The following is a 19,451-nucleotide window of genomic DNA, read 5'->3' as shown; positions in this document are numbered from 1 at the left end:
ACCTAATAGTTTCTCATCCGATGCGAATGAAAAGGTCAGCATATATCATCTGGAACGGAATTGAACCGTCCTCGAATTTGACGGTAACGCGTTCAACTCCGTCAGGTGAGGAATTCTCAATAACTTCACCCTTAAGGCCATGTAGTCTTGGGTTTGCTCCCCAAAGAGTTATCCCTTCTACAAGGCGCACCTTAGAACCGATCTCAAGTTTTTTCATCTTCAAGCCTCTCTGTCGTCAGACATTGTTCAGAACAAACTCAAATCTACTGAGCAAAGGTTGAGCTGAAAGAACGGAGCCACCAAAATAATCCAGCATCGAATTCTTGGAAGACGATCATGAACCAAGCAGACTACATCATCATCGGTTCCGGCTCGGCGGGTTCGGCCATGGCGTATCGGCTGTCCGAAGACGGCAAGCATACCGTCATGGTGCTGGAATATGGCGGGTCGGACGTCGGGCCGTTCATCCAGATGCCGGCGGCGCTGGCATGGCCGATGAGCATGAAGCGTTACAACTGGGGCTATCTCTCCGAGCCCGAGCCGAACCTCAACAACCGGCGCATCACCGCGCCGCGCGGCAAGGTGATCGGCGGTTCGTCCTCGATCAACGGCATGGTCTATGTGCGCGGGTCCGCGGAAGACTATACCCGCTGGGAAGAGGCCGGCGCAAAGGGTTGGGGCTATGCCGACGTGCTGCCCTACTTCAAGCGCATGGAAAGCTCCCATGGCGGGCAGGACGGCTGGCGCGGCACCGACGGGCCGCTGCATGTGCAGCGAGGACCGGTAAAGAACCCGCTGTTCAAGGCCTTCGTCGAGGCTGGCAAGCAGGCGGGTTTCGAGACCACGGAAGACTATAACGGCGAGAAGCAGGAAGGCTTCGGCCTGATGGAGCAGACCATCTGGAAGTCGCGCCGCTGGTCCGCCGCCAATGCCTATCTGAAGCCCGCGCTGAAGCGGCCGAATGTCGAACTGGTGCGCTGTTTCGCCCGCAAGGTGGTCATCGAGAACGGTCGCGCGGTCGGCGTGGAAATCGAGCGCAACGGCAAGATCGAGGTGGTCAAGGCGAACCGCGAGGTGATCGTCGCCGCCTCGTCGTTCAACTCGCCGAAGCTGCTGCTGCTCTCCGGCATCGGACCGGCCGCGCATCTGAACGAAATGGGCATCGAGGTGAAGCTCGACCGCCCCGGCGTCGGCGCCAACCTGATGGACCACATGGAATTCTATTTCCAGCAGGTCGCGACCAAGCCGGTCTCGCTCTATTCGTGGCTGCCGTGGTTCTGGCAGGGGGTCGCCGGCGCGCAATGGCTGTTTTCCGGTACCGGTCTCGGCGCTTCCAACCAGTTCGAAAGCTGTGCCTTCGTGCGGTCTGCACCGGGCGTCAAGCAGCCCGACATCCAGTATCACTTCCTGCCGGTCGCCATCTCCTATGACGGCAAGGCGGCGGCGGACAGCCATGGTTTCCAGGTGCATGTCGGCTACAACCACTCGAAGTCGCGCGGCAGCGTGACGCTGCGGTCCTCCGACCCGATGGCCGATCCGGTGATCCGCTTCAACTACATGAGCACCGAGGAGGACTGGGTGAAGTTCCGCCACTGCGTGCGGCTCACCCGCGAAATCTTCGGGCAAAAGGCGTTCGATCCTTATCGCGGCTCGGAAATCCAGCCGGGAGAGCACGTGCAGACGGATGAGCAGATTGACGAATTCCTGCGCGAGCATCTGGAAAGCGCCTATCATCCCTGCGGCACCTGCAAGATGGGTTCGAAGGACGATCCGATGGCTGTGGTCGACCCGGAATGCCGCGTGATCGGCATCGAAGGCCTGCGCGTCGCGGATTCGTCCATCTTCCCTGATATCACCTACGGCAACCTCAACGGCCCGTCGATCATGACCGGCGAAAAGGCCTCCGACCATATCCTCGGCAAGCAGCCCCTGCCCCGCTCCAATCAGGAGCCGTGGATCAACCCACGCTGGGAGACGAGCGACCGATAGAACGACAAAAGCCGTCATCGATGGGTGACGGCATTTTCCTGCTGCCGAATTACTTCGTGGTAACCGCTGCGATGAAGCATGCCTGCCAAGGATACTATGAGCGCGCGTTCTCTCCCAGATTGATGCGCCGGACAGCCATGGCATTGAAAAACCTTGGCGTTTGGTCCAGATACCGAAAGGGTCGATATTAGAGAGAAAACGAATGAACACGACAAAGCGTATCCTCATTTCCCTTCTGATCGGTCTTGCCGTAGCAGGCGGAGCCATGATGAAGGACAAGATGACGAACGCCGAATGGGTGGTATCGCCAGAGCAGATCGCCGAAGCCAAGGCGCAGGGCAAGATCGGCTTCGAGAGTTCACCCGGCACCGTAGCCGTCCTGCCTATCCGCAGCGAAAAAGCCGACATGCTACCGCTCACATGGGCAATGTTCGGAATTGCCGCTGCCGCAGTGTCCTTCCGCGTACTGAGCCGCAAGGCGGCGTGAGGCCTGAATCAGGTCTCGGCGACTTGACGCGAAACTTCGATTAAAGCGGGAGCCGGCCGAGCAGAGGGTTTTGATGCCCTTGCCTGCCCGGTCTCCACGTCTGGTAAAGGGGCCGGTCCGGGACCGGCCTTTTTAATTTGGCGTGCCGAGAGCTGCACCTTACTTCCGAAACAGTTTCCACCGCGTCGGGCGGAAGCGGATTTCGGCACCGACGGCAACGGGCGCATCCAACGGCACCTCGATTTCGAGATGGTAGGGTTCGTGGCCCTCATTGGCGATGTCGATTTCGGCAATGCGGGTTCCGGCGAGACGGCGACATGCGGTGACCTTGCCGTAGAGCGAGGCCTTGTCGCTGGTGATCTCCACATCCTGCGGACGAAAGAAGAGCTCGCCGGCGCTATCGGCGCCCTGCTCGGTGATGCTGATCGGTTCGCCCTGGAACAGGACGGTATTGTCGCGCACGGTCACCGGGATATGGGAAGATTCGCCGATGAAGGAAAAGACGAAGGGCGAGTTCGGCGTGTCGTAGACGTCGTCCGCCGAGCCGACCTGCTCTATCTTGCCCTGGCTCATCACCACCACGCGGTCGGCGAGTTCGAGAGCCTCTTCCTGGTCATGAGTGACGAAGAAGGTGGTGTGGCCAGTGCGGTCGTGGAACTCCCGCAGCCAGCGGCGAAGCTCCTTGCGGACCTTAGCGTCAAGCGCGCCGAAGGGCTCGTCGAGCAGCAGCACCGTCGGCTCGATGGCCATGGCGCGGGCAAGCGCCACACGCTGGCGCTGACCGCCTGAAAGCTGGGATGGATAGCGCTTCTCAAGGCCGGTCAGATGCACCATGTCGAGCAGGTCGGACACGCGCTTGCGGATTTCGGCGGCCGGCGGACGGGTCGCCTTCGGGCGGACCTTGAGGCCGAAGGCGATGTTGTCGGCAACCGTCATGTGGCGGAACAGCGCGTAATGCTGGAAGACGAAGCCGATATGGCGTTCCTGCACCGACTTTTCCGAGGCGTCGTTCTGGCCGAAGAAGATCTGGCCGGCGGTCGGCCGGTCAAGGCCGGCGATCAGGCGCAAAAGGGTGGTCTTGCCCGAGCCGGAAGGGCCGAGCAGCGCGATGAGTTCGCCGGAGCGGATCGACAGCGAAATGTCGTGCAAAGCCGGGAACTGGCCAAACTCCTTGCGGATATTCTTGATGGTTACATCCATTGGGGAGAGACCTTTCAGTGTTTCCGGCTTGCCGCGATTTCGTCACCGTAGTGCAGCTCGAGAATGGTCTTGAGCGCCAGCGTGACGAGGGCAAGGAGGGCGAGAAGCGTCGAGACGGCGAAGGCCGCGACGAAGTTATATTCGTTGTAGAGAACCTCGATGTGCAGCGGCATGGTTTCCGTCAGGCCGCGGACATGGCCCGATACGACGGAAACGGCGCCGAACTCGCCCATGGCGCGGGCATTGCAGAGCAGCACGCCATAGAGCAGGCCCCATTTGATATTGGGCAGCGTCACATACCAGAAGGTCTGCCAGCCGGAAGCGCCGAGCGAAAGGGCCGCCTCCTCGTCGCCGGAGCCCTGTTCCTGCATCAGCGGGATGAGTTCGCGGGCGATGAAGGGGAAGGTCACGAAAACGGTCGCAAGCACGATACCCGGCACGGCGAAGATGATCTCGATGCCGTAGCTTTTCAGCCAAGGGCCGAGAAAGCCCTGTGCGCCGAACAGCAGCACGTAGACCAGACCGGAAATGACTGGCGAGATCGAGAACGGCAGGTCGATCAGGGTGATCAGGAAGGTCTTGCCGCGGAATTCGAACTTGGCGATCGACCACGCAGCGGCGATGCCGAAGACGAGATTGAGCGGCACGGCAATGGCGGCGACGGTCAGCGTCAGGCGGATGGCCGAGACGGCATCCGGCTCGGCGAGCGAGGCGAAAAACTCCTCGGCGCCCTTGCGGAAGGCCTCGACGAAGACGATGACCAGCGGCAGCACGACGACCAGCAGCATGAAGGCGACAGCGATGGCGGTCAACACCCAGCGCCAGACCGGCGTTTCGGTTGCGGCTTCGTGGAAGCTGGGACGGGAGGCATGAGCTTTATCGGACATTGCTGTACCTCCTGCGGCTCCACATCTGCAGAAGATTGATCAAGAGCAGCATGGCGAACGAGATCAGCAGCATGATCGAGGCGATCGAGGTGGCGCCGGCATAATGGAACTCCTCAAGGCGGATGACGATCAAGAGCGGCGCGATCTCCGAGACATAGGGAATATTGCCGGCAATGAAGATGACCGATCCGTATTCCCCGACGGCGCGGGCGAAGGCCAGCGCGAAACCGGTCAGGATCGCAGGAACCAGCGCCGGCAGCACGACATAGAACAGCGTCTGGAAACGGCTGGCCCCAAGAGTGGCGGCGGCTTCCTCGACTTCCCGGTCAAGCTCCTCCATCACCGGCTGCACTGTGCGCACGATGAAGGGAAGGCCGACGAAGATCAGGGCGACCACGATGCCGGCCGGCGTGAACGCGATCTTGATGCCAAGCGGCGCGAACAGCTGACCGATCCAGCCCTTCGGCGCATAGAGCGCGGCAAGCGAAATGCCGGCGACCGCGGTCGGCAGCGCGAAGGGCAGATCGATCACCGCATCGAGCAGGCGGCGGCCCGGAAACCGGTAGCGCACCAGAACCCAGGCGGTGACCACGCCGAACACCACGTTGATGCCGGCGGCAATCAAGGCCGAACCAAAGCTGACCTCCAGCGACCGGAGCGTGCGTTCATCGAGAGCTATGGAAATGAACTCCTGCCAGCCCAGTTCGGCGGAGCGCCAGATCAGGGCCGCAAGCGGGATCAGGATGATCACCGTGAGGTAGAAGATGGTATAACCGAGCGTCAGGCCGAAGCCCGGCAGAATGCTCGGCTGTCGCCAGTTTTTCATGAATGTTCCCGTCATCGCGTCATCGCGCTTTTCATCATGCCTGCAAATCTTCATGCGACAAGCCCCGACCGTTCAAGATCGGGGCCTGCCGTTCGGGAGGATCGCCAATTTACCTGGCGGGCTTGTAGATCTGGTCGAAGATGCCGCCATCGCCGAAGTGGGTCGGCTGCGCCTTGGCCCAACCGCCGAAGATCGGATCATCGATGGTGACGAGTTCCAGCTTCGGCAGCTTCAGCTGGTCGGCGGGAACGAGTTCCGGCTTGGACGGACGGTAGAAGTGCTTGGCGGCGATCGTCTGGCCTTCGGCCGAGTAGAGGTATTCGAGATAGGCGTCGGCAACCTTGCGGGTGCCCTTGGCGTCAGCATTGCCGTCTACGACGGTGACCGGCGGCTCCGCGAGGATCGAGAGCTTCGGCACAACGATGTCGAAGCTGTCCTCGCCGAATTCAGCGCCGGCGAGATAGGCCTCGTTTTCCCAGGCGATCAGCACGTCGCCGATTTCGCGCTGAGCGAACGTGACCGTCGAGCCGCGGGCGCCGGTATCGAGAACCGGAGCGCGCTTGTAGAGATCGGCGATATATTCCTTGATCTTGGTCTCGTCGCCGTTGAACTCCTTGTTGGCCCATGCCCAGGCGGCCAGATAGTTCCAGCGGGCGCCGCCCGATGTCTTCGGGTTCGGCGTAACTATCTGCACGTCGCCCTTTACGAGGTCACCCCAGTCGTGGATGCCCTTCGGATTGCCCTTGCGGACCAGGAAGACGATGGTGGAGGTGTAAGGAGATGAGTTGTTGGGCAGGCGCTTGCGCCAATCCGCCGGAATCTTGTTCGTCGCCTTGGCGATGGCGTCGATATCGCCTTCCAGCGCCAGTGTTACCACATCGGCGTCAAGACCGTCGATGACGGAGCGGGCCTGCTTGCCGGAACCGCCGTGGGATTGCTGGATGGTGACGGTTTCGCCCGTTTCAGCCTTCCAGTGCTTGGCGAAGGCGGCGTTGTATTCCTTGTAGAACTCGCGCGTCGGGTCATACGACACATTGAGGAGCGTCGTGTCCGCGTAAGCCATGGTGGCAGCGCTTGCGCTCAGAGAGAGCCCGACCAGAAGGCCGCTTACCTGTTTCAGAAAGCTGTTCATGGCACTCGTTCCTTTCCTCGTTGTCCCTGCCGTAAACTCTACCGGTCAGGTCGTGTTAGTCAACGCAGCCGGAAAAATAGCAAAACAGTACCTCCACGCTGCATCAGCCGGAAAATGATGGCCCAAAATGCGCATTTCCGGCGGAGCAAATCGTTCGCCAAACCGGCCATTCGCAGAAAAACCGCTTTCGCAAAATTGCACCCAAACGGTCATCAATGACAGTTTTTTGCGCCGCAGCTTTATTTTAGCGATCAATTCGCCCGCTCGAGGGCGGCCGGAACCGGCGCATGCTCGCCGAGCGTATCGGCAAATGTCGTGGAGAACAGCACGGCACGGGTCTCATCCGCGACACGGGCGAAGACGTGCCGGATCTCACAGTCGTTCTCGCCGTCGCAATCCTCGCAGCGGCGATAGGCGGTGAGCGAAAGACAGGGCAAGGGCGCAATCGGCCCGTCGATCAGGCGCAGCACTTCGCCATAGGTGATCTCGGACGCGGGACGCAGCAGAAGGTAGCCACCCTGCTTTCCACGACGGCTTTCGACGAACCCTGCCCGCTTGAGATCGAGAAGGATCTGCTCGAGAAACTTCTTCGGGATCTTCTGGCGGTCGGCGATATCGGAAATCTGCACGGGATCGTCGGCCTCGGCCCGGGCCAGCACGGTCAGCGCCCGGAGCGCATATTTCGCCTTTTGGGAAATCATCTGAAATCACCACTCGACGCGGACACGCATCCGCGTCTCGCCGGGATAGCGGAATTCGGACGGTTTTTCAAATCCCTGCCTCGGGCGGACAGGAAACGACACCTCTGCGATTAAGTCTATTGATTTGGTAGAGATACTGCGTTATAGCTTGTCCCGACTGGGCCTCCATGTCCGGCACGAAAAACCGCCACGCGACAAAACCGGGACGAATTCCCGTCTTTATTCGCGTGGGGAGAGATATTTGCTCTTCATCTTCGTCTGCTTGAAAGGCAATTCCTGTTCGCGCCCTGCGAAATACGGAATAATCCGACCATCAGCAGGAAGAGAATTATGAGCATTCAAAATTCCCCCGAAGCCATCGCATCCCTGGATGCTACCCTTGCCAAAGCCGATCTCACGGAGCGCCTGCGCCTCGTGTCGGCACTCGGCGGTCGTGCCGTCTTCACCACCAGCCTCGGAATCGAGGACCAGGTCATCACCGCAGCCATCGGGCTTGCGGGGCTGCCGATCGATGTCGCTACGCTGGAGACCGGCCGGCTGTTCAAGGAAACGGTCGACCTTATCGCCGAAACCGAAGAACGCTTCGGCATCACCATCGCAAAGTTCCGGCCCGAGCAGGACGATATCGACGCCTATGCGGCGAAGTATGGCCTGAACGGCTTCTACGAAAGCGTCGAAGCCCGCCACGCCTGCTGTCATGTGCGCAAGCTGGTGCCGCTCGGCAAGGCACTGGCCGGCGCCACCATCTGGATCACGGGTCTTCGCCGCGCACAATCCGGCAACCGCGCCACCACGCCGTTTGCCGAATATGATGCGGAACGCAACCTCATCAAGGTCAACCCTCTGGCCGACTGGTCGATCGAGGATATCGACGCCTATGTCGAGGCTCAGGCGGTTCCGACCAATCCGCTGCACAAGCGCGGCTATCCTTCCATCGGCTGCGAGCCCTGCACACGGGCGATCAAGCCGGGCGAGCCGGAACGCGCGGGTCGCTGGTGGTGGGAGAACGACGAAAAGCGCGAATGCGGCCTGCACGTGCCCGAAGCGGCGGCAACGCCGATAGCATCCACCATCGCCTGACCCAACAAGCCACAAGGGCAACAGAGAACGGATCCGGCCGTCCGGATCAACAGGACAGTACAATGCACCATTCCGAGTTCGATCCGCATTCCAAGGATATACCGGCCAAGCCGCCGCTCGATCCGCATCTGAAGGCGCTGGAAAACGAGGCCATCCACATCTTCCGGGAAGTGGCCGCCGAGTTCGACAAGCCGGTCATGCTCTATTCGATCGGCAAGGACAGTTCCGTCCTCCTGCATCTGGCGCGCAAGGCCTTCTATCCGGGCCGCGTGCCCTTCCCGCTGCTGCATATCGACACTGGTTGGAAGTTCAAGGAAATGATCGCGTTTCGCGACGAGATGGTGGAGCGCTACGATCTGGACCTCATCGTGCACACCAATCCGCGCGGCGCGACCGAGAACGTCACACCCTTCAGCCATGGTTCGGCTCTCTACACCGATATCATGAAGACCGAGGCTCTGCGCCAGGCGCTCGACGCCGGCCAGTATGACGCGGCCTTCGGCGGCGCGCGTCGCGACGAGGAGGCAAGCCGCGCCAAGGAGCGCATCTACTCCTTCCGCACGCCCGACCACCGCTGGGACCCGCGTAACCAGCGTCCCGAATTGTGGAACATCTACAACGGCATGATCCGCAAGGGCGAAAGCGTTCGCGCCTTCCCGCTGTCCAACTGGACCGAGGTCGACATCTGGCGTTACATCCAGGCCGAAGACATTCCGCTGGTGCCGCTCTACTACGCCGCCAAGCGCCCCTATGTGGAGCGCGACGGCATGATGATCCTCGCCGAGGATCCGCGCCTGGAGCTCCTGCCCGGCGAAGTGAAGCAGGAAGGCATGATCCGCTTCCGCACACTCGGCTGCTTCCCGCTCACCGGCGCCATCCGATCACATGCAACGACGCTGGAAGACGTGATCGCCGAGCTTGAAATCGCAACCGTGTCCGAGCGTCAGGGCCGGGCCATCGACCGCGACCAGTCGGGTTCGATGGAGAAGAAGAAACGCGAAGGATATTTCTGAGATGACCGCAAGCGTAACCGTACTCGCCACGGCAATTCCCGAGGCACAGCCGGCTCCCGTCACCCGCGATTCGCGTCCGCTGAGGCTCATTACCTGCGGCTCGGTTGACGACGGCAAGTCGACGCTGATCGGCCGTCTCCTGTGGGACACCAAGGCGGTCAAGGAAGACCAGGCCGCGACGCTGCGCCGGGAATCCTCCGGCAAGCAGAACGATCTCGGCCTGCCCGACTTCGCGCTGTTGCTCGACGGCCTGCAGGCCGAACGCGAACAGGGCATCACCATCGATGTCGCCTATCGCTATTTCTCCTCGGAGAAGCGCTCCTTCATCGTCGCCGACACGCCCGGCCACGAGCAGTATACCCGCAACATGGCAACCGGCGCCTCGACCGCTGATCTCGCCGTGCTGCTGGTCGATGCGCGCGCCGGCCTTCTGGAACAGACCCGCCGCCACGCCACCATCGCCTCGCTGATGGGGATCAAGCAGTTCGTCCTGGCGGTCAACAAGATCGACCTGACCAATTACGACCGCGCCGGCTTCGAGGCGATCTCAAACGAATTCCGCACGCTCGCCCTTTCGCTCGGCGTGCGCCAGGTCACGGCCATCCCGATGTCGGCGCTGAAGGGCGAAAACGTCGTCTATTCGGGCGACGCCGTCATGCCCTGGTATGACGGTCCGACGCTGGTCGAGGCGCTGGAACTCGCCACGCTGCGTTCGGCCCAGACCACCGGCTTCCGCCTTCCGGTGCAGCGCGTCAGCCGCCCGGGCGAAAGCTTCCGCGGCTATCAGGGCACGGTTGCCGGCGGCGCGGTGAAGCCGGGCGATGGCGTCGCCATCCTGCCGTCGGGCCAGATCGCCAACGTCAAGCAGATCGTCACCTTCGACCTCGTGCGCAATGCAGCCGTCGCGGGCGACGCCATCACACTGGTGCTCGACCGGCAGGTCGACGTCTCGCGCGGCGACATGATCGTCTCGCTCGACAGCCAGCCGCAGACGGGCCTTGCCTTCGACGCGCAGATCGTGGCGCTGCAGCCGGACGGCATCCAGCCGGGCAAGCGTTACTGGCTGAAGAGCGGTTCGCGCCGCCAGCGTGTTGTGGTGCAGCCGGTCTCCCAGCTCGACCTGAAGTCGGGCAAGTGGAATCACGCCGAGGCGCTGCCGATGAACGCCATCGGCAAGGTGCATCTGTCCTTCGACGAAACCGCGATCTTCGATCCTTATGAACAGAACCGGGCGACCGGCGCTTTCATCCTGATCGATCCGGACACCAACAACACGGTGGCCGGCGGCATGGTGACGGCGAAGCGTTCCGACCTCGGCGCGCTGAACGCCAATGACGGCCGGGTCATCCTGTCGCTGCCGGCCGATCTTGCCGAACAGCTGATGGCGACCGAACTGCTCGCCAGCCGCCGCGACGAGGTGGAAACCCGCCGCGTCACCAATGCCGCGGCCCGCGACCTGTTCGACGGACTGGAAGGGTAAGCATTCCGGTTTTTCGAGATACGCGGCGGGTAGCGAGAGCTGCCCGCCGTTTTCGTTTGCAAGAAGCCCTTTCAGGGCAAAAGCGAGCCGCGCCTCACACCACCATATCGAAGACCAGAACACCGGACAGGCCGCCGTCGGTGGCTCTGACGATACGCTCGCCGGTTACGACATGGTCGGGATGGTGGAGATAGTAGTCTCGGACAGTCTCATCCTCGAAAGTCACGACGAAACCGTCGAGATAGCCACCGTTCAGTCCTTCCGGCGAGACATTCGGGCCGTATTTCACATCGATCATACCCGGCACGACCTCCTTCAGCGCAACGATGGCGTCGTAGATCGCCTGCTTCTCGGCGGCCTGCGTGGCGGCCTTGAAACGCAGGAACACGCTGTGCTGAATCATGGATGTCTCCCTTCCTTGTGATTGCCGGCAGGATAGGGAGAATGAACCGGTTGGCAAGGTACGAATGCGACGCAGCGTTTCGTTCCGGGGGAGCGTACCCACTCGGTCCCCGTTCGCGCAGGAAATCCGCATTTTCCAACGCTCAAAGCAGGCCGCCTATTTCCCCTGCAGGAGCGCCTTGCCGAGATTGGGTTTCTTGAAGGGTTCCATGCCCTTACGGGCAAGCTCGTCGGCGCGCTCGTTTTCCGGGTGGCCGGCGTGGCCCTTGACCCAGTGCCACTTGACCTTGTGGCGCTGGTTGGCGGCGTCGAGCGTCTGCCAGAGCTCGCCATTCTTCACCGGCTTCTTGTCGGCAGTTTTCCAGCCGTTCTTTTTCCAGCCGAAGATCCACTTGGAAATGCCGTCCATGACATACTTGCTGTCGGTGTGCAGATCGATCTCGCACGGGGTTTTGAGGGCGTTCAGCGCCGAGATTGCCGCCAGCAGTTCCATGCGGTTGTTGGTTGTCTCGGCTTCGCCTCCGAACAGTTCCTTTTCCACCTCGCCATAGCGCAGGATCGCGCCCCAGCCGCCAGGGCCGGGATTGCCCGAGCAGGCGCCATCGGTGAAAATTTCGACGTGTTTCATCGGGTCATTCCGTATTCGGCCGCGGATGCGATCTTCTGGTGGAAGCGCAGCTTGTGCAGATATTCGAGCGGGTCCTTCTTGACCACCAGCGCGCCAGCCGGCGTCGTCAGCCAGTCGTAGAGACGGGTGAGGAAGAAGCGCAGGGCAGAGCCGCGCGCGAGAATCGGCAGCGCTGCTGCCTCGGCATCGGACAGCGGGCGCACCGACTGATAGCCCTCAATCATCGCCATGCCCTTGGTGACGTTATAGGCGCCATCCTTTTCGAAGCACCAGGCGTTGATGCAGATCGACAGGTCGTAGACGAGGAAATCGTTGCAGGCGAAATAGAAGTCGATCAGGCCGGACAACTCGTCTTCCAGGAAGAACACGTTGTCGGGGAAAAGGTCGGCATGGATGACGCCTTCCGGCAGGTCCTTCGGCCAGTTTTCGGCAAGGAAGGCGATCTCGCCGCCGATCTCGCCTTCCAGCCCCTTCTCCACCTCGTCGGCGCGGTCCTTCGACTTCGCCCACAGTGTCTTCCAGCCTTCGAGCGACAGCGCGTTGGGGCGCTTCAAGGTGAAGCCATCGCCCGCAACATGCATCTGGGCGAGCGCCTTGCCGACTTCACGGCAATGCTTCGCCTCCGGCTTCCTGAGCCACATGCCTTCGAGGAAGGAAATAAGCGCCGCCGGACGGCCGGAGAGCTCCCCTAAAAGAGCACCATCCTTGCGCGGCAGAGGCAGCGGGCAGGACAGCCCGCGATCGGCGAGATGATGCATCAGGCCGAGGAAGAAGGGCAGATCGTTCTTCTCCACGCGCTTTTCATAAAGCGTCAGGATCAGCGGTCCCTTCGAAGTGTGCAGCAGGAAGTTGGAATTCTCCACGCCCTCGGCAATGCCCTTGTAGGACAAAAGCTCGCCCGTCTCATACTGGGCGAGGAAATCCTTGAGGTCGGTTTCGGTGATATCGGTATAGACTGCCACGTTTTGTTCCCGAACGTCCTGAACACATGCCGCGGACCATGCGCCGCCGAATAAATGATACGCCAACGCATACACAGGGGGATGGGCGAGTGCCAGTCCCGGAACGACACGAGGCACAGGTTTCGGGGGCAGGAGAGAACGGAGCGCGCCGTCACAGCGCCAGAGAAAGCCCTGTCACCATGGCATCCCGCTCTTTCACAAGCGTCGCATCGGGATCCAAGTCGCGGGCATAGCGGCGTGGCGAACAGCCGATGATCCGCTTGAAGGCCGTGCTGAAGGCGGCTTCGGATTCGTAACCCAGAGCGGGCGCGATGACGGAGACGGGTTGATCCGTGTTCTCCAGCCGGTCGCAGGCAAGCAGCATGCGCCAGCGCGCCAGATAGTCTATCGGCGCCATGCCGACGACCTGCCGGAACCGTTCGGCAAAGCTCGAGCGCGACATGCCGGCGACGAGGGCCAGCGCCTCGAGCGTCCAGCGCTGACCGGGCTCATCGTGGATCGCGCTCATCGCTCTGCTCAACTGCCTGTCCGACAGGGCGAGCAGCCAGCCAGCGCCGACCGAGCCTGCTCCATCTGCCAGATGCAGGCGCAGCGCCTGCACCAGAAGCATATGGGCGAGATGCTGGAGCACCAGAAAGCCACCGGGTTGCGGCTCCCGCATCTCCTGCATCATCCGCTCGACAGACCAGCGCAATCCCGCCTCACCATTCTCATCCCTGATAACCACGATGGGTGGCAGGGCCTTCAACAGAAGGCCGGCATGTTGGCTTTCGAGCCCGAAACGGCTGCTGACGGAAGAGAAGGCGTCCCCGTCATTGAGACGCGTCACGCGCCCGGGCCGCGAGGGATCAAAGATCTCGGAGGCCGGGACCGGCTTCACCTCCCTGCCGCTTGCCATCAGGAAGGGCCGGCCGCTCGGAAGGAGCGCAAAATCGCCGGGTTTAAGCCAAACACCATCCGCTATTCCCTCCACCGAGAGCCAGCATTCGCCGGAAATGACCGCGACGCATTTTATGCCTTCCTGCTGGTCGGGAAACTGGATCGCCCAAGGGGCCGCTGCCTCGAAACCCGCCGACAGATAGTTTTTCGGTTTCAGCAACGACAACACGTTTGACAGTGGGTCCATGCACATATCTCGGACGATTGAAAAGATACTACGGATTATAACGCATAGATCGTCCGCAGCAACGAACTATCCTGTCACCCATGCGGTTTCTGGCGCCGCACAGAACAGGAAGGTGAAGATCATGCGTGTTTTTGTAACTGGGGCCACAGGCTTCGTCGGCTCGGCCGTGGTGCGGGAATTGCTCCTCTCAGGGCACAGCGTCCTGGGGCTGGCACGGTCCGACGCGTCGGCCGCCGCACTTCTTGCCGCGGGCGTGGAGGTTCATCGCGGCGATATCGAGGATACGGAAAGTCTCGTGCGGGGTGCCGCGCTTGCGGATGGCATCATTCATACGGGATTCAATCACGACTTCTCGAAGTTCAAGGAAAACTGCGAAAACGACCGGCGCGCAGTCCAGGCGCTCGGTTCGGCGCTGATCGGATCGGACCGGCCGTTGATCGTAACGTCGGGCACTGGCCTGCTGGCAGGCCCTCGCCTTGCGACAGAGGCGGACAACGTACCCACCTCCGCCGCAATTCCCCGCGTGGCGACCGAAGAGGCGGTCGCATCCGTAGCCGCGCAAGGCGTTCGCGTCGCGGTCATGCGGCTTCCGCCCTCCGTCCATGGCGATGGCGACCATGGTTTCGTGCCACTTCTCATCGATATCGCCCGGCGAACCGGTGTCTCCGCCTATATCGGCGAAGGCACAAACCACTGGGCGGCCGTCCACCGGCTCGATGCCGCACGCGTCTTCCGGCTGGCGCTGGAACATGCTACGGCCGGCGCGCGCTATCATGCGGTGGATGAGGAAGGCATTCCGTTCCGCTCCATCGCCGAAGTCATCGGCCGCCGCCTCAGCATACCCGTGGTCGGCAAGTCAGCGGAGGAAGCAGCGGAGCACTTTGGCTGGTTCCAGCATTTCGCCGCGATGGACAGCCGGGCTTCCAGCCAGTGGACTCGGGAGATCCTTGGCTGGCAACCGGTACAACCGGGCCTGATCGCCGACCTCGACAGGCCGGCATATTTCCCTGTTGAAGAAGAGGCGCGGCGGGGCGCGGGCGAATAAAACAGGCGGAACGTTCCGATAGAGGATCGTTTTTCCGGCTACGCCGGATGGGAATATGCGGAACCGTAGCCCGGCGCTTCGCTAAGGCTCAGCGCGTTCGTTGCTAAAAACGATTCACTGGATCGTTTTTCCGGCTACGCCGTCGCAACTCACCCATTTACCCACGCCATGTCTTCGTGGGTGAGTTCGATCGAGCGCAATTCGCGATTGACGAGGAAATGCTCGTTTTCGATGGAGAATTCGGCGAGTTCGACGGTGGTGTCGTAGCGGGCCTTGAAGGCCTCGATGATCTCGTTGACGATGACCTCGGGAGCTGACGCACCGGCGGAGAGGCCGACGGAGCGGATGGGGCCGACTGCATCCCAATCGATCTCGGAAGCGCGCTGCACCAGGAGCGACTGTTTTGCGCCGGCCTTCAGGGCGACCTCGACCAGCCGCTTCGAGTTGGACGAATTCGGCGCGCCGACGATCAGGAAGAGATCGCAGCCGGGGGCTGCCTGCTTGACGGCTTCCTGCCGGTTGGTCGTGGCGTAGCAGATGCTATCGGCCGACGGGTCGTTGAGGTTCGGGAAGCGCTCGCGGAGCTTGGCGATGACGCCGACCGTATCATCCACTGAAAGGGTAGTCTGGGTGACATAGCCGAGATTGTCGGGATCGGCGGGCTCATAGGCTTCTGCATCCTCGATGGTCTCGATCAGCGAAACCGTGCCCTCGGGCAACTGCCCCATCGTGCCGATCACTTCCGGATGGCCCGCATGGCCGATCAGGATGACGTGGCGGCCGAGGCGCTGGTGGCGCATGGCCTGCTTGTGCACCTTCGACACCAGCGGACAGGTGGCATCGAGATAAAAGAGATTGCGGGCGGTCGCATCCGCCGGCACGGATTTCGGCACGCCATGGGCGGAAAAGACGACCGGCTGCGCACGATGCTCTTCCGGGATCTCGTCCAGTTCCTCGACGAAGACGGCGCCCTTGGCTTCCAGCCCCTCGACGACATAACGATTGTGCACGATTTCGTGGCGCACATAAACAGGCGCACCATAGCCCTTCAGCGCCAGCACGACGATCTGGATGGCGCGGTCCACGCCGGCGCAGAAGCCGCGCGGGCCGCAAAGCCTTATCGTCAGGGGCGATCGGGAGACGTTCACATTCATCAATGGCCTGCCAGCAGCACGAGGATCAAGGAGACGACAGCGGGAAGCGCCTGGATATAGAGGATCTTCCGCGAAGCCGTCACGCTCCCATATAGGCCAGCAACGAACACACAGCCAAGGAAAAACAGCTTGAGCTGAAATGCAAATTCCGGTGAGGGATGCGCGAGCGACCAGAAAAGACCGAGCGCCAGGAAGCCGTTGTAAAGCCCCTGATTGGCGGCAAGCACCTTCGTCGCCTCCGCCTGCTGCGGCTTCATGGCAAAGGCTTTCAACCCCGGCGGTTTCGTCCAGAGAAACATCTCCAGTACCAGAATATAGACATGTTCGAGCGCCACGAGTGCGACGAGAATATTTGCAATAGTGATCATTATTTCCCCTCCCCTTCAGCCGAAAACTGCGGTCTTATCAATTCTTTCGGCGGACATAGGCGAAGGCGCAGACGAGCGCCAGCGCGAAGGCCAGTCCATACCAGGTGATCGCATATTGCAGGTGACTGTTCGGCAGGTCGATCTGGGTCACCCCTCCGCGCGGCAGGCCTCCCGGCACAGGCGTCGCATCGGCATCGAGGAAGAACGGCAGCACTGTGTTTTCCGGCAGGCCGACGCTTGCGGCCATGCGATCGAGATCCTTCCAGTAGAAGATGTTCTTCGCTTCGTCATTGTCCGGCACCATGAAGCCCGGCTTGCTCGCCAGCCGGGCGCGGGCAAGGCCTGAGACAATCTGATCGCCCTGCAGCGCGCCTTGCGTCCGCTTCGTGGGCTCCTTCAGGTCATAGGGCACGAAGCCGCGATTGACGAAGAGATAGCGGCCGTCGGAAAGCGCCAGCGGCGTGTAGATGTAAAAGCCCGCCTCGCCATTGAAAGTCGCGAGGAAATGTCGTTCCTTGTCGTTGAGATAGCGGCCTTCGGCGCGGGCGGCCCGATAATCGACATCGCCACCCTCGCGCAGCACGGCCTCAAGGCCTGCCACATCGAGCGGATCGGCATGGCGACGCGCCTCGATATCGGCGATCAGCGCTTCCTTCCAGTGGAGACGCTGGACCTGCCATGTGCCGAGCGAAAGCAGGATGGCCATGGCAACCGACGCCGCGACGACGATCACGGCAAAACGCCAGCCGCCGCTCTTGCGGCCGGGAACCCCAGTGTCAACCACGGTCGATCGTTCCCTGCGCGGCACTGTTCTTGTACTGAAGCGCGATCAAGAGCGCCTTGATGGTCCGGAGAAGCCAGAGCGATACGAAGATCGCCATGGGGCCGAAGAGCACGAAATGCAGCCAGACCGGCGGCTGATAGTTGATCTCCGTCCAGACCGCAAGACCGACCACGATGAGATCTGCGAGCAGGATGACGAAGATCGCCGGACCGTCGCCGGAATCGGCAAAGGAATAATCGAGCCCGCAATTGCTGCAACGGGGCTTGAGCTTGGTCAGGCCATCGAACAGACGCCCCTGCCCGCACCGCGGGCAACATGCCGAAAGCCCGGCCTTCACCGGATCGACCGGGGCGAAATGCGCATTATCCTCACTCATGATCTTCCTTCCCGTAAAGCGCCATGCGTCCATTCGGACGCGTAAAGGACGCTCCAAACTCCTGTATCTACGCATCGGGCCTTCCGAAAAGCCACTCCGATTTTCAGGCCGATGCGCCAGCATGCCGGGGCGACGACGTGAGGCACTCGCCTCAGGCGTTGTCATACCCAGTTATATCGCTCGTACCGGCATCCCAAAATGCGGCCTCCATTCCGGTTAGCCCAAGAAAAACGGCGCCCGCAGGCGCCGTTCGATTTCATCTTTTCATGATGCCTCAGCCGGCCAGCGGCGCGCCCCAGCCGCCCCAGATATAGATGGCGAAGAACAGGAACAGCCAGACCACATCGACGAAGTGCCAATACCAGGCGGCAGCCTCGAAGCCGAAATGCTGCTTCGGCGTGAAATCGCCCTTGGCGGCACGTAGCAGGCACACGGTCAGGAAGATCGTGCCGACGATGACGTGGAAGCCATGGAAACCGGTCGCCATGAAGAAGGTCGAACCGTAGATCGAGTCCTTGAAGGCAAACGGCGCATGGGCATATTCGTAGCCCTGCACGAAGGAGAACAGCAGGCCGAGGATAACCGTCAGCGCGAGACCGTTGACGAGCCCCTTGCGATCACCATGCAGAAGCGCGTGGTGAGCCCAGGTGACACAGGTGCCGGATAGCAGCAGGATCACGGTGTTGTAGATCGGCAGATGCCAGGGATCGAGAACTTCGATGCCCTTCGGCGGCCACTGACCGCCGGTGAATTCCACACGGCTCGCCTGGATCGCCTCGTGGGGAAACAGGCTGGCATCGAAGAAGGCCCAGAACCAGGCGACGAAGAACATCACTTCAGAAGCGATGAACATGATCATGCCGTAGCGCAGGTGCAGCGATACAACGCGGGTATGGGCGCCCTCATGGGCTTCCTTGATGGTATCCGCCCACCAGCCGACCATCGTGTAGAGAACGATGGCCAGGCCGATGAAGAATAGCCACGGATGGGCGAGTTCGAGACCGAACAGCTTGAACGAACCACCATTCAGGTAGCGCATGTAGCCGACGCCGCCGAAGGTCATGAGGAATGCTCCGAGCGATGCCGTGATCGGCCACGGGCTCGGAGCAATGATATGGTAGTCGTGATGTTTCTGATGCGCTTCGGCCATTTCAGCAATCCCCGAATGTCAAAATTTCCCTAGGGCCCGGCGAACCGGACCCCTCCTCTCATAATTTCGGCTTCTCAGTCCCATCCTGCGGCAAGACCGAAGCCACTGGCTTCTCCCCCTTGTCCGGATAGAAGGTATAGGAAAGCGTGATCGTGCCGATATCCTTGGTCTCGACCGCCTCGGTGATGGCGGGATCGACGAAGAAGACGACCGGCATTTCCAGCGTCTCGCCCGGCTTCAGCTCCGTTTCTGTGAAGCAGAAGCACTGAACCTTGTTGAAGTATGCAGCCGCTTCCATCGGCGTGACGTTGAACACCGCCTGTCCCTTGGTCGCATAGGGCGAGCGATTGGTCGCGGTGTAGCTGATCTGGACGGTTTCGCCGATCTGCGGATTGATCGAGCGCTCGACCGGCTTGAAATCCCAGTTCAGGCCATTCGACACATTGGCGTCGAAGGTGACCTTGATCTTCTTGTCGAGGATGACGTCAGACGCCTGCTCGACGCGCTGGGTCGTGCCGTTATAGCCGGTGACCTGACAGAAGAGGCGATAGAGCGGAACCGAGGCGAAGGACACGCCCACCATGCAGCCGACGAAAACGAGGCAAGCAACGAGGATCGTGCCGTTACCACGCCGTCCCTTCCCTGTCTCTCCGGTTGTCAT

At 61.3% G+C, this 19,451-nt stretch carries 22 protein-coding genes; 6 read left to right on the top strand and 16 right to left on the bottom strand.

Annotated elements, in window-relative coordinates:
- Positions 1-13: 13 nt before the first annotated feature.
- Positions 14-217 carry a hypothetical protein gene (locus tag NBH21_RS02020; protein WP_250912286.1) on the bottom strand — a complete coding sequence of 68 codons (204 nt, stop codon included), beginning with the start codon at positions 215-217 and terminating at the stop codon, positions 14-16.
- A gap of 119 nt (positions 218-336) precedes the next feature.
- On the opposite strand from NBH21_RS02020, the gene betA reads away from it, so the two are divergent.
- Together betA and NBH21_RS02010 are read left to right on the top strand one after the other, a co-directional pair.
- A complete protein-coding gene (betA, locus tag NBH21_RS02015) occupies positions 337-1,989 on the top strand; it encodes a choline dehydrogenase (RefSeq protein ID WP_250912285.1) in 1,653 nt (550 codons plus the stop codon).
- Positions 1,990-2,191: 202 nt separating this feature from the next.
- On the top strand, positions 2,192-2,476 hold the full coding sequence (locus NBH21_RS02010) for a hypothetical protein (RefSeq protein ID WP_250912284.1): 285 nt from the start codon (positions 2,192-2,194) through the stop codon (positions 2,474-2,476).
- A 159-nt stretch (positions 2,477-2,635) separates the two neighbouring features.
- On the opposite strand, the gene NBH21_RS02005 is transcribed toward NBH21_RS02010, so the two are convergent.
- The 5 genes from NBH21_RS02005 to NBH21_RS01985 all read right to left on the bottom strand — a co-directional run bounded on the left by NBH21_RS02005 (position 2,636) and on the right by NBH21_RS01985 (position 7,222).
- Entirely contained in the window at positions 2,636-3,676 is a 1,041-nt protein-coding gene (locus NBH21_RS02005) for a sulfate/molybdate ABC transporter ATP-binding protein (RefSeq protein ID WP_250912283.1), read from the bottom strand.
- A 14-nt stretch (positions 3,677-3,690) separates the two neighbouring features.
- Positions 3,691-4,563, bottom strand: a complete 873-nt coding sequence (gene cysW, locus NBH21_RS02000) for a sulfate ABC transporter permease subunit CysW (protein ID WP_250912282.1) — start codon at positions 4,561-4,563, stop codon at positions 3,691-3,693.
- Positions 4,553-5,389, bottom strand: coding sequence for a sulfate ABC transporter permease subunit CysT (cysT, locus tag NBH21_RS01995; RefSeq protein ID WP_250912281.1), 837 nt, complete (start codon positions 5,387-5,389; stop codon positions 4,553-4,555). Before cysT ends, cysW begins: the two co-directional genes overlap by 11 nt.
- Positions 5,390-5,498: 109 nt before the next feature.
- On the bottom strand, positions 5,499-6,521 hold the full coding sequence (locus tag NBH21_RS01990; protein WP_250912280.1) for a sulfate ABC transporter substrate-binding protein: 1,023 nt from the start codon (positions 6,519-6,521) through the stop codon (positions 5,499-5,501).
- Positions 6,522-6,772: 251 nt separating this feature from the next.
- Positions 6,773-7,222, bottom strand: coding sequence for an RrF2 family transcriptional regulator (locus NBH21_RS01985; protein WP_250912279.1), 450 nt, complete (start codon positions 7,220-7,222; stop codon positions 6,773-6,775).
- Positions 7,223-7,552: 330 nt separating this feature from the next.
- Here NBH21_RS01985 and NBH21_RS01980 point away from each other — a divergent pair, with 330 nt between their 5' ends.
- The 3 genes from NBH21_RS01980 (at position 7,553) to cysN (ending at position 10,795) form a co-directional block, all read left to right on the top strand.
- Positions 7,553-8,302 carry a phosphoadenylyl-sulfate reductase gene (locus tag NBH21_RS01980; protein ID WP_250912278.1) on the top strand — a complete coding sequence of 250 codons (750 nt, stop codon included), beginning with the start codon at positions 7,553-7,555 and terminating at the stop codon, positions 8,300-8,302.
- A gap of 62 nt (positions 8,303-8,364) precedes the next feature.
- Positions 8,365-9,315, top strand: a complete 951-nt coding sequence (cysD, locus tag NBH21_RS01975; protein ID WP_163904059.1) for a sulfate adenylyltransferase subunit CysD — start codon at positions 8,365-8,367, stop codon at positions 9,313-9,315.
- Between the two features lies 1 nt (position 9,316).
- Complete coding sequence (cysN, locus tag NBH21_RS01970; RefSeq protein WP_250912277.1) at positions 9,317-10,795, top strand: sulfate adenylyltransferase subunit CysN; 1,479 nt, start codon at positions 9,317-9,319, stop codon at positions 10,793-10,795.
- 94 nt (positions 10,796-10,889) lie between these two features.
- Here cysN and NBH21_RS01965 read toward each other — a convergent pair whose 3' ends face one another.
- The 4 genes from NBH21_RS01965 to NBH21_RS01950 all read right to left on the bottom strand — a co-directional run bounded on the left by NBH21_RS01965 (position 10,890) and on the right by NBH21_RS01950 (position 13,913).
- A complete protein-coding gene (locus NBH21_RS01965; protein WP_250912276.1) occupies positions 10,890-11,198 on the bottom strand; it encodes a Dabb family protein in 309 nt (102 codons plus the stop codon).
- A 156-nt stretch (positions 11,199-11,354) separates the two neighbouring features.
- Positions 11,355-11,825, bottom strand: a complete 471-nt coding sequence (gene rnhA / locus NBH21_RS01960) for a ribonuclease HI (protein ID WP_099057024.1) — start codon at positions 11,823-11,825, stop codon at positions 11,355-11,357.
- Positions 11,822-12,787, bottom strand: coding sequence for a homoserine kinase (locus NBH21_RS01955; protein WP_250912275.1), 966 nt, complete (start codon positions 12,785-12,787; stop codon positions 11,822-11,824). The genes rnhA and NBH21_RS01955 overlap by 4 nt, the downstream gene beginning before the upstream one ends.
- 151 nt (positions 12,788-12,938) lie before the next feature.
- Complete coding sequence (locus NBH21_RS01950; RefSeq protein WP_250912274.1) at positions 12,939-13,913, bottom strand: AraC family transcriptional regulator; 975 nt, start codon at positions 13,911-13,913, stop codon at positions 12,939-12,941.
- 121 nt (positions 13,914-14,034) lie between these two features.
- Between NBH21_RS01950 and NBH21_RS01945 the strand changes: the two genes are divergently transcribed.
- Positions 14,035-14,958 carry an SDR family oxidoreductase gene (locus NBH21_RS01945; protein ID WP_250912273.1) on the top strand — a complete coding sequence of 308 codons (924 nt, stop codon included), beginning with the start codon at positions 14,035-14,037 and terminating at the stop codon, positions 14,956-14,958.
- Positions 14,959-15,107: 149 nt separating this feature from the next.
- On the opposite strand, the gene ispH is transcribed toward NBH21_RS01945, so the two are convergent.
- The 6 genes from ispH to NBH21_RS01915 form a co-directional block, all read right to left on the bottom strand.
- The gene (gene ispH / locus NBH21_RS01940; protein ID WP_250912272.1) at positions 15,108-16,112 is read right to left on the bottom strand and encodes a 4-hydroxy-3-methylbut-2-enyl diphosphate reductase; all 1,005 of its coding nucleotides are present in this window, start codon (positions 16,110-16,112) and stop codon (positions 15,108-15,110) included.
- Positions 16,112-16,480, bottom strand: a complete 369-nt coding sequence (locus NBH21_RS01935) for a DUF1304 domain-containing protein (RefSeq protein WP_250912271.1) — start codon at positions 16,478-16,480, stop codon at positions 16,112-16,114. Before NBH21_RS01935 ends, ispH begins: the two co-directional genes overlap by 1 nt.
- 37 nt (positions 16,481-16,517) lie before the next feature.
- The gene (locus tag NBH21_RS01930) at positions 16,518-17,186 is read right to left on the bottom strand and encodes an SURF1 family protein (protein ID WP_250912795.1); all 669 of its coding nucleotides are present in this window, start codon (positions 17,184-17,186) and stop codon (positions 16,518-16,520) included.
- Between the two features lie 70 nt (positions 17,187-17,256).
- Positions 17,257-17,640, bottom strand: coding sequence for a DUF983 domain-containing protein (locus NBH21_RS01925; RefSeq protein ID WP_250912270.1), 384 nt, complete (start codon positions 17,638-17,640; stop codon positions 17,257-17,259).
- A gap of 274 nt (positions 17,641-17,914) precedes the next feature.
- Complete coding sequence (locus tag NBH21_RS01920) at positions 17,915-18,790, bottom strand: cytochrome c oxidase subunit 3 (RefSeq protein ID WP_250912269.1); 876 nt, start codon at positions 18,788-18,790, stop codon at positions 17,915-17,917.
- A gap of 58 nt (positions 18,791-18,848) precedes the next feature.
- The gene (locus NBH21_RS01915) at positions 18,849-19,451 is read right to left on the bottom strand and encodes a cytochrome c oxidase assembly protein (RefSeq protein ID WP_250912794.1); all 603 of its coding nucleotides are present in this window, start codon (positions 19,449-19,451) and stop codon (positions 18,849-18,851) included.

This window comes from Ciceribacter sichuanensis (assembly GCF_024055605.1).
Classification (GTDB): domain Bacteria; phylum Pseudomonadota; class Alphaproteobacteria; order Rhizobiales; family Rhizobiaceae; genus Allorhizobium; species Allorhizobium sichuanense.
The sequence above is the reverse complement of the archived record's forward strand: the minus strand, read 5'-3'. Positions and strand labels throughout refer to the sequence as shown.

Excerpts from the sequence above, each read along its gene's own strand:
- NBH21_RS02020 (WP_250912286.1), bottom strand. The coding sequence starts at position 217 with ATGAAAAAACTTGAGATCGGTTCTAAGGTGCGCCTTGTAGAAGGGATA.
- betA (WP_250912285.1), top strand. The coding sequence starts at position 337 with ATGAACCAAGCAGACTACATCATCATCGGTTCCGGCTCGGCGGGTTCG.
- NBH21_RS02010 (WP_250912284.1), top strand. The coding sequence starts at position 2,192 with ATGAACACGACAAAGCGTATCCTCATTTCCCTTCTGATCGGTCTTGCC.
- NBH21_RS02005 (WP_250912283.1), bottom strand. The coding sequence starts at position 3,676 with ATGGATGTAACCATCAAGAATATCCGCAAGGAGTTTGGCCAGTTCCCG.
- cysW (WP_250912282.1), bottom strand. The coding sequence starts at position 4,563 with ATGTCCGATAAAGCTCATGCCTCCCGTCCCAGCTTCCACGAAGCCGCA.
- cysT (WP_250912281.1), bottom strand. The coding sequence starts at position 5,389 with ATGAAAAACTGGCGACAGCCGAGCATTCTGCCGGGCTTCGGCCTGACG.
- NBH21_RS01990 (WP_250912280.1), bottom strand. The coding sequence starts at position 6,521 with ATGAACAGCTTTCTGAAACAGGTAAGCGGCCTTCTGGTCGGGCTCTCT.
- NBH21_RS01985 (WP_250912279.1), bottom strand. The coding sequence starts at position 7,222 with ATGATTTCCCAAAAGGCGAAATATGCGCTCCGGGCGCTGACCGTGCTG.
- NBH21_RS01980 (WP_250912278.1), top strand. The coding sequence starts at position 7,553 with ATGAGCATTCAAAATTCCCCCGAAGCCATCGCATCCCTGGATGCTACC.
- cysD (WP_163904059.1), top strand. The coding sequence starts at position 8,365 with ATGCACCATTCCGAGTTCGATCCGCATTCCAAGGATATACCGGCCAAG.
- cysN (WP_250912277.1), top strand. The coding sequence starts at position 9,317 with ATGACCGCAAGCGTAACCGTACTCGCCACGGCAATTCCCGAGGCACAG.
- NBH21_RS01965 (WP_250912276.1), bottom strand. The coding sequence starts at position 11,198 with ATGATTCAGCACAGCGTGTTCCTGCGTTTCAAGGCCGCCACGCAGGCC.
- rnhA (WP_099057024.1), bottom strand. The coding sequence starts at position 11,825 with ATGAAACACGTCGAAATTTTCACCGATGGCGCCTGCTCGGGCAATCCC.
- NBH21_RS01950 (WP_250912274.1), bottom strand. The coding sequence starts at position 13,913 with ATGGACCCACTGTCAAACGTGTTGTCGTTGCTGAAACCGAAAAACTAT.
- NBH21_RS01945 (WP_250912273.1), top strand. The coding sequence starts at position 14,035 with ATGCGTGTTTTTGTAACTGGGGCCACAGGCTTCGTCGGCTCGGCCGTG.
- ispH (WP_250912272.1), bottom strand. The coding sequence starts at position 16,112 with ATGAATGTGAACGTCTCCCGATCGCCCCTGACGATAAGGCTTTGCGGC.
- NBH21_RS01935 (WP_250912271.1), bottom strand. The coding sequence starts at position 16,480 with ATGATCACTATTGCAAATATTCTCGTCGCACTCGTGGCGCTCGAACAT.
- NBH21_RS01930 (WP_250912795.1), bottom strand. The coding sequence starts at position 17,186 with ATGGCCATCCTGCTTTCGCTCGGCACATGGCAGGTCCAGCGTCTCCAC.
- NBH21_RS01925 (WP_250912270.1), bottom strand. The coding sequence starts at position 17,640 with ATGAGTGAGGATAATGCGCATTTCGCCCCGGTCGATCCGGTGAAGGCC.
- NBH21_RS01920 (WP_250912269.1), bottom strand. The coding sequence starts at position 18,790 with ATGGCCGAAGCGCATCAGAAACATCACGACTACCATATCATTGCTCCG.
- NBH21_RS01915 (WP_250912794.1), bottom strand. The coding sequence starts at position 19,451 with ATGACAACCGGAGAGACAGGGAAGGGACGGCGTGGTAACGGCACGATC.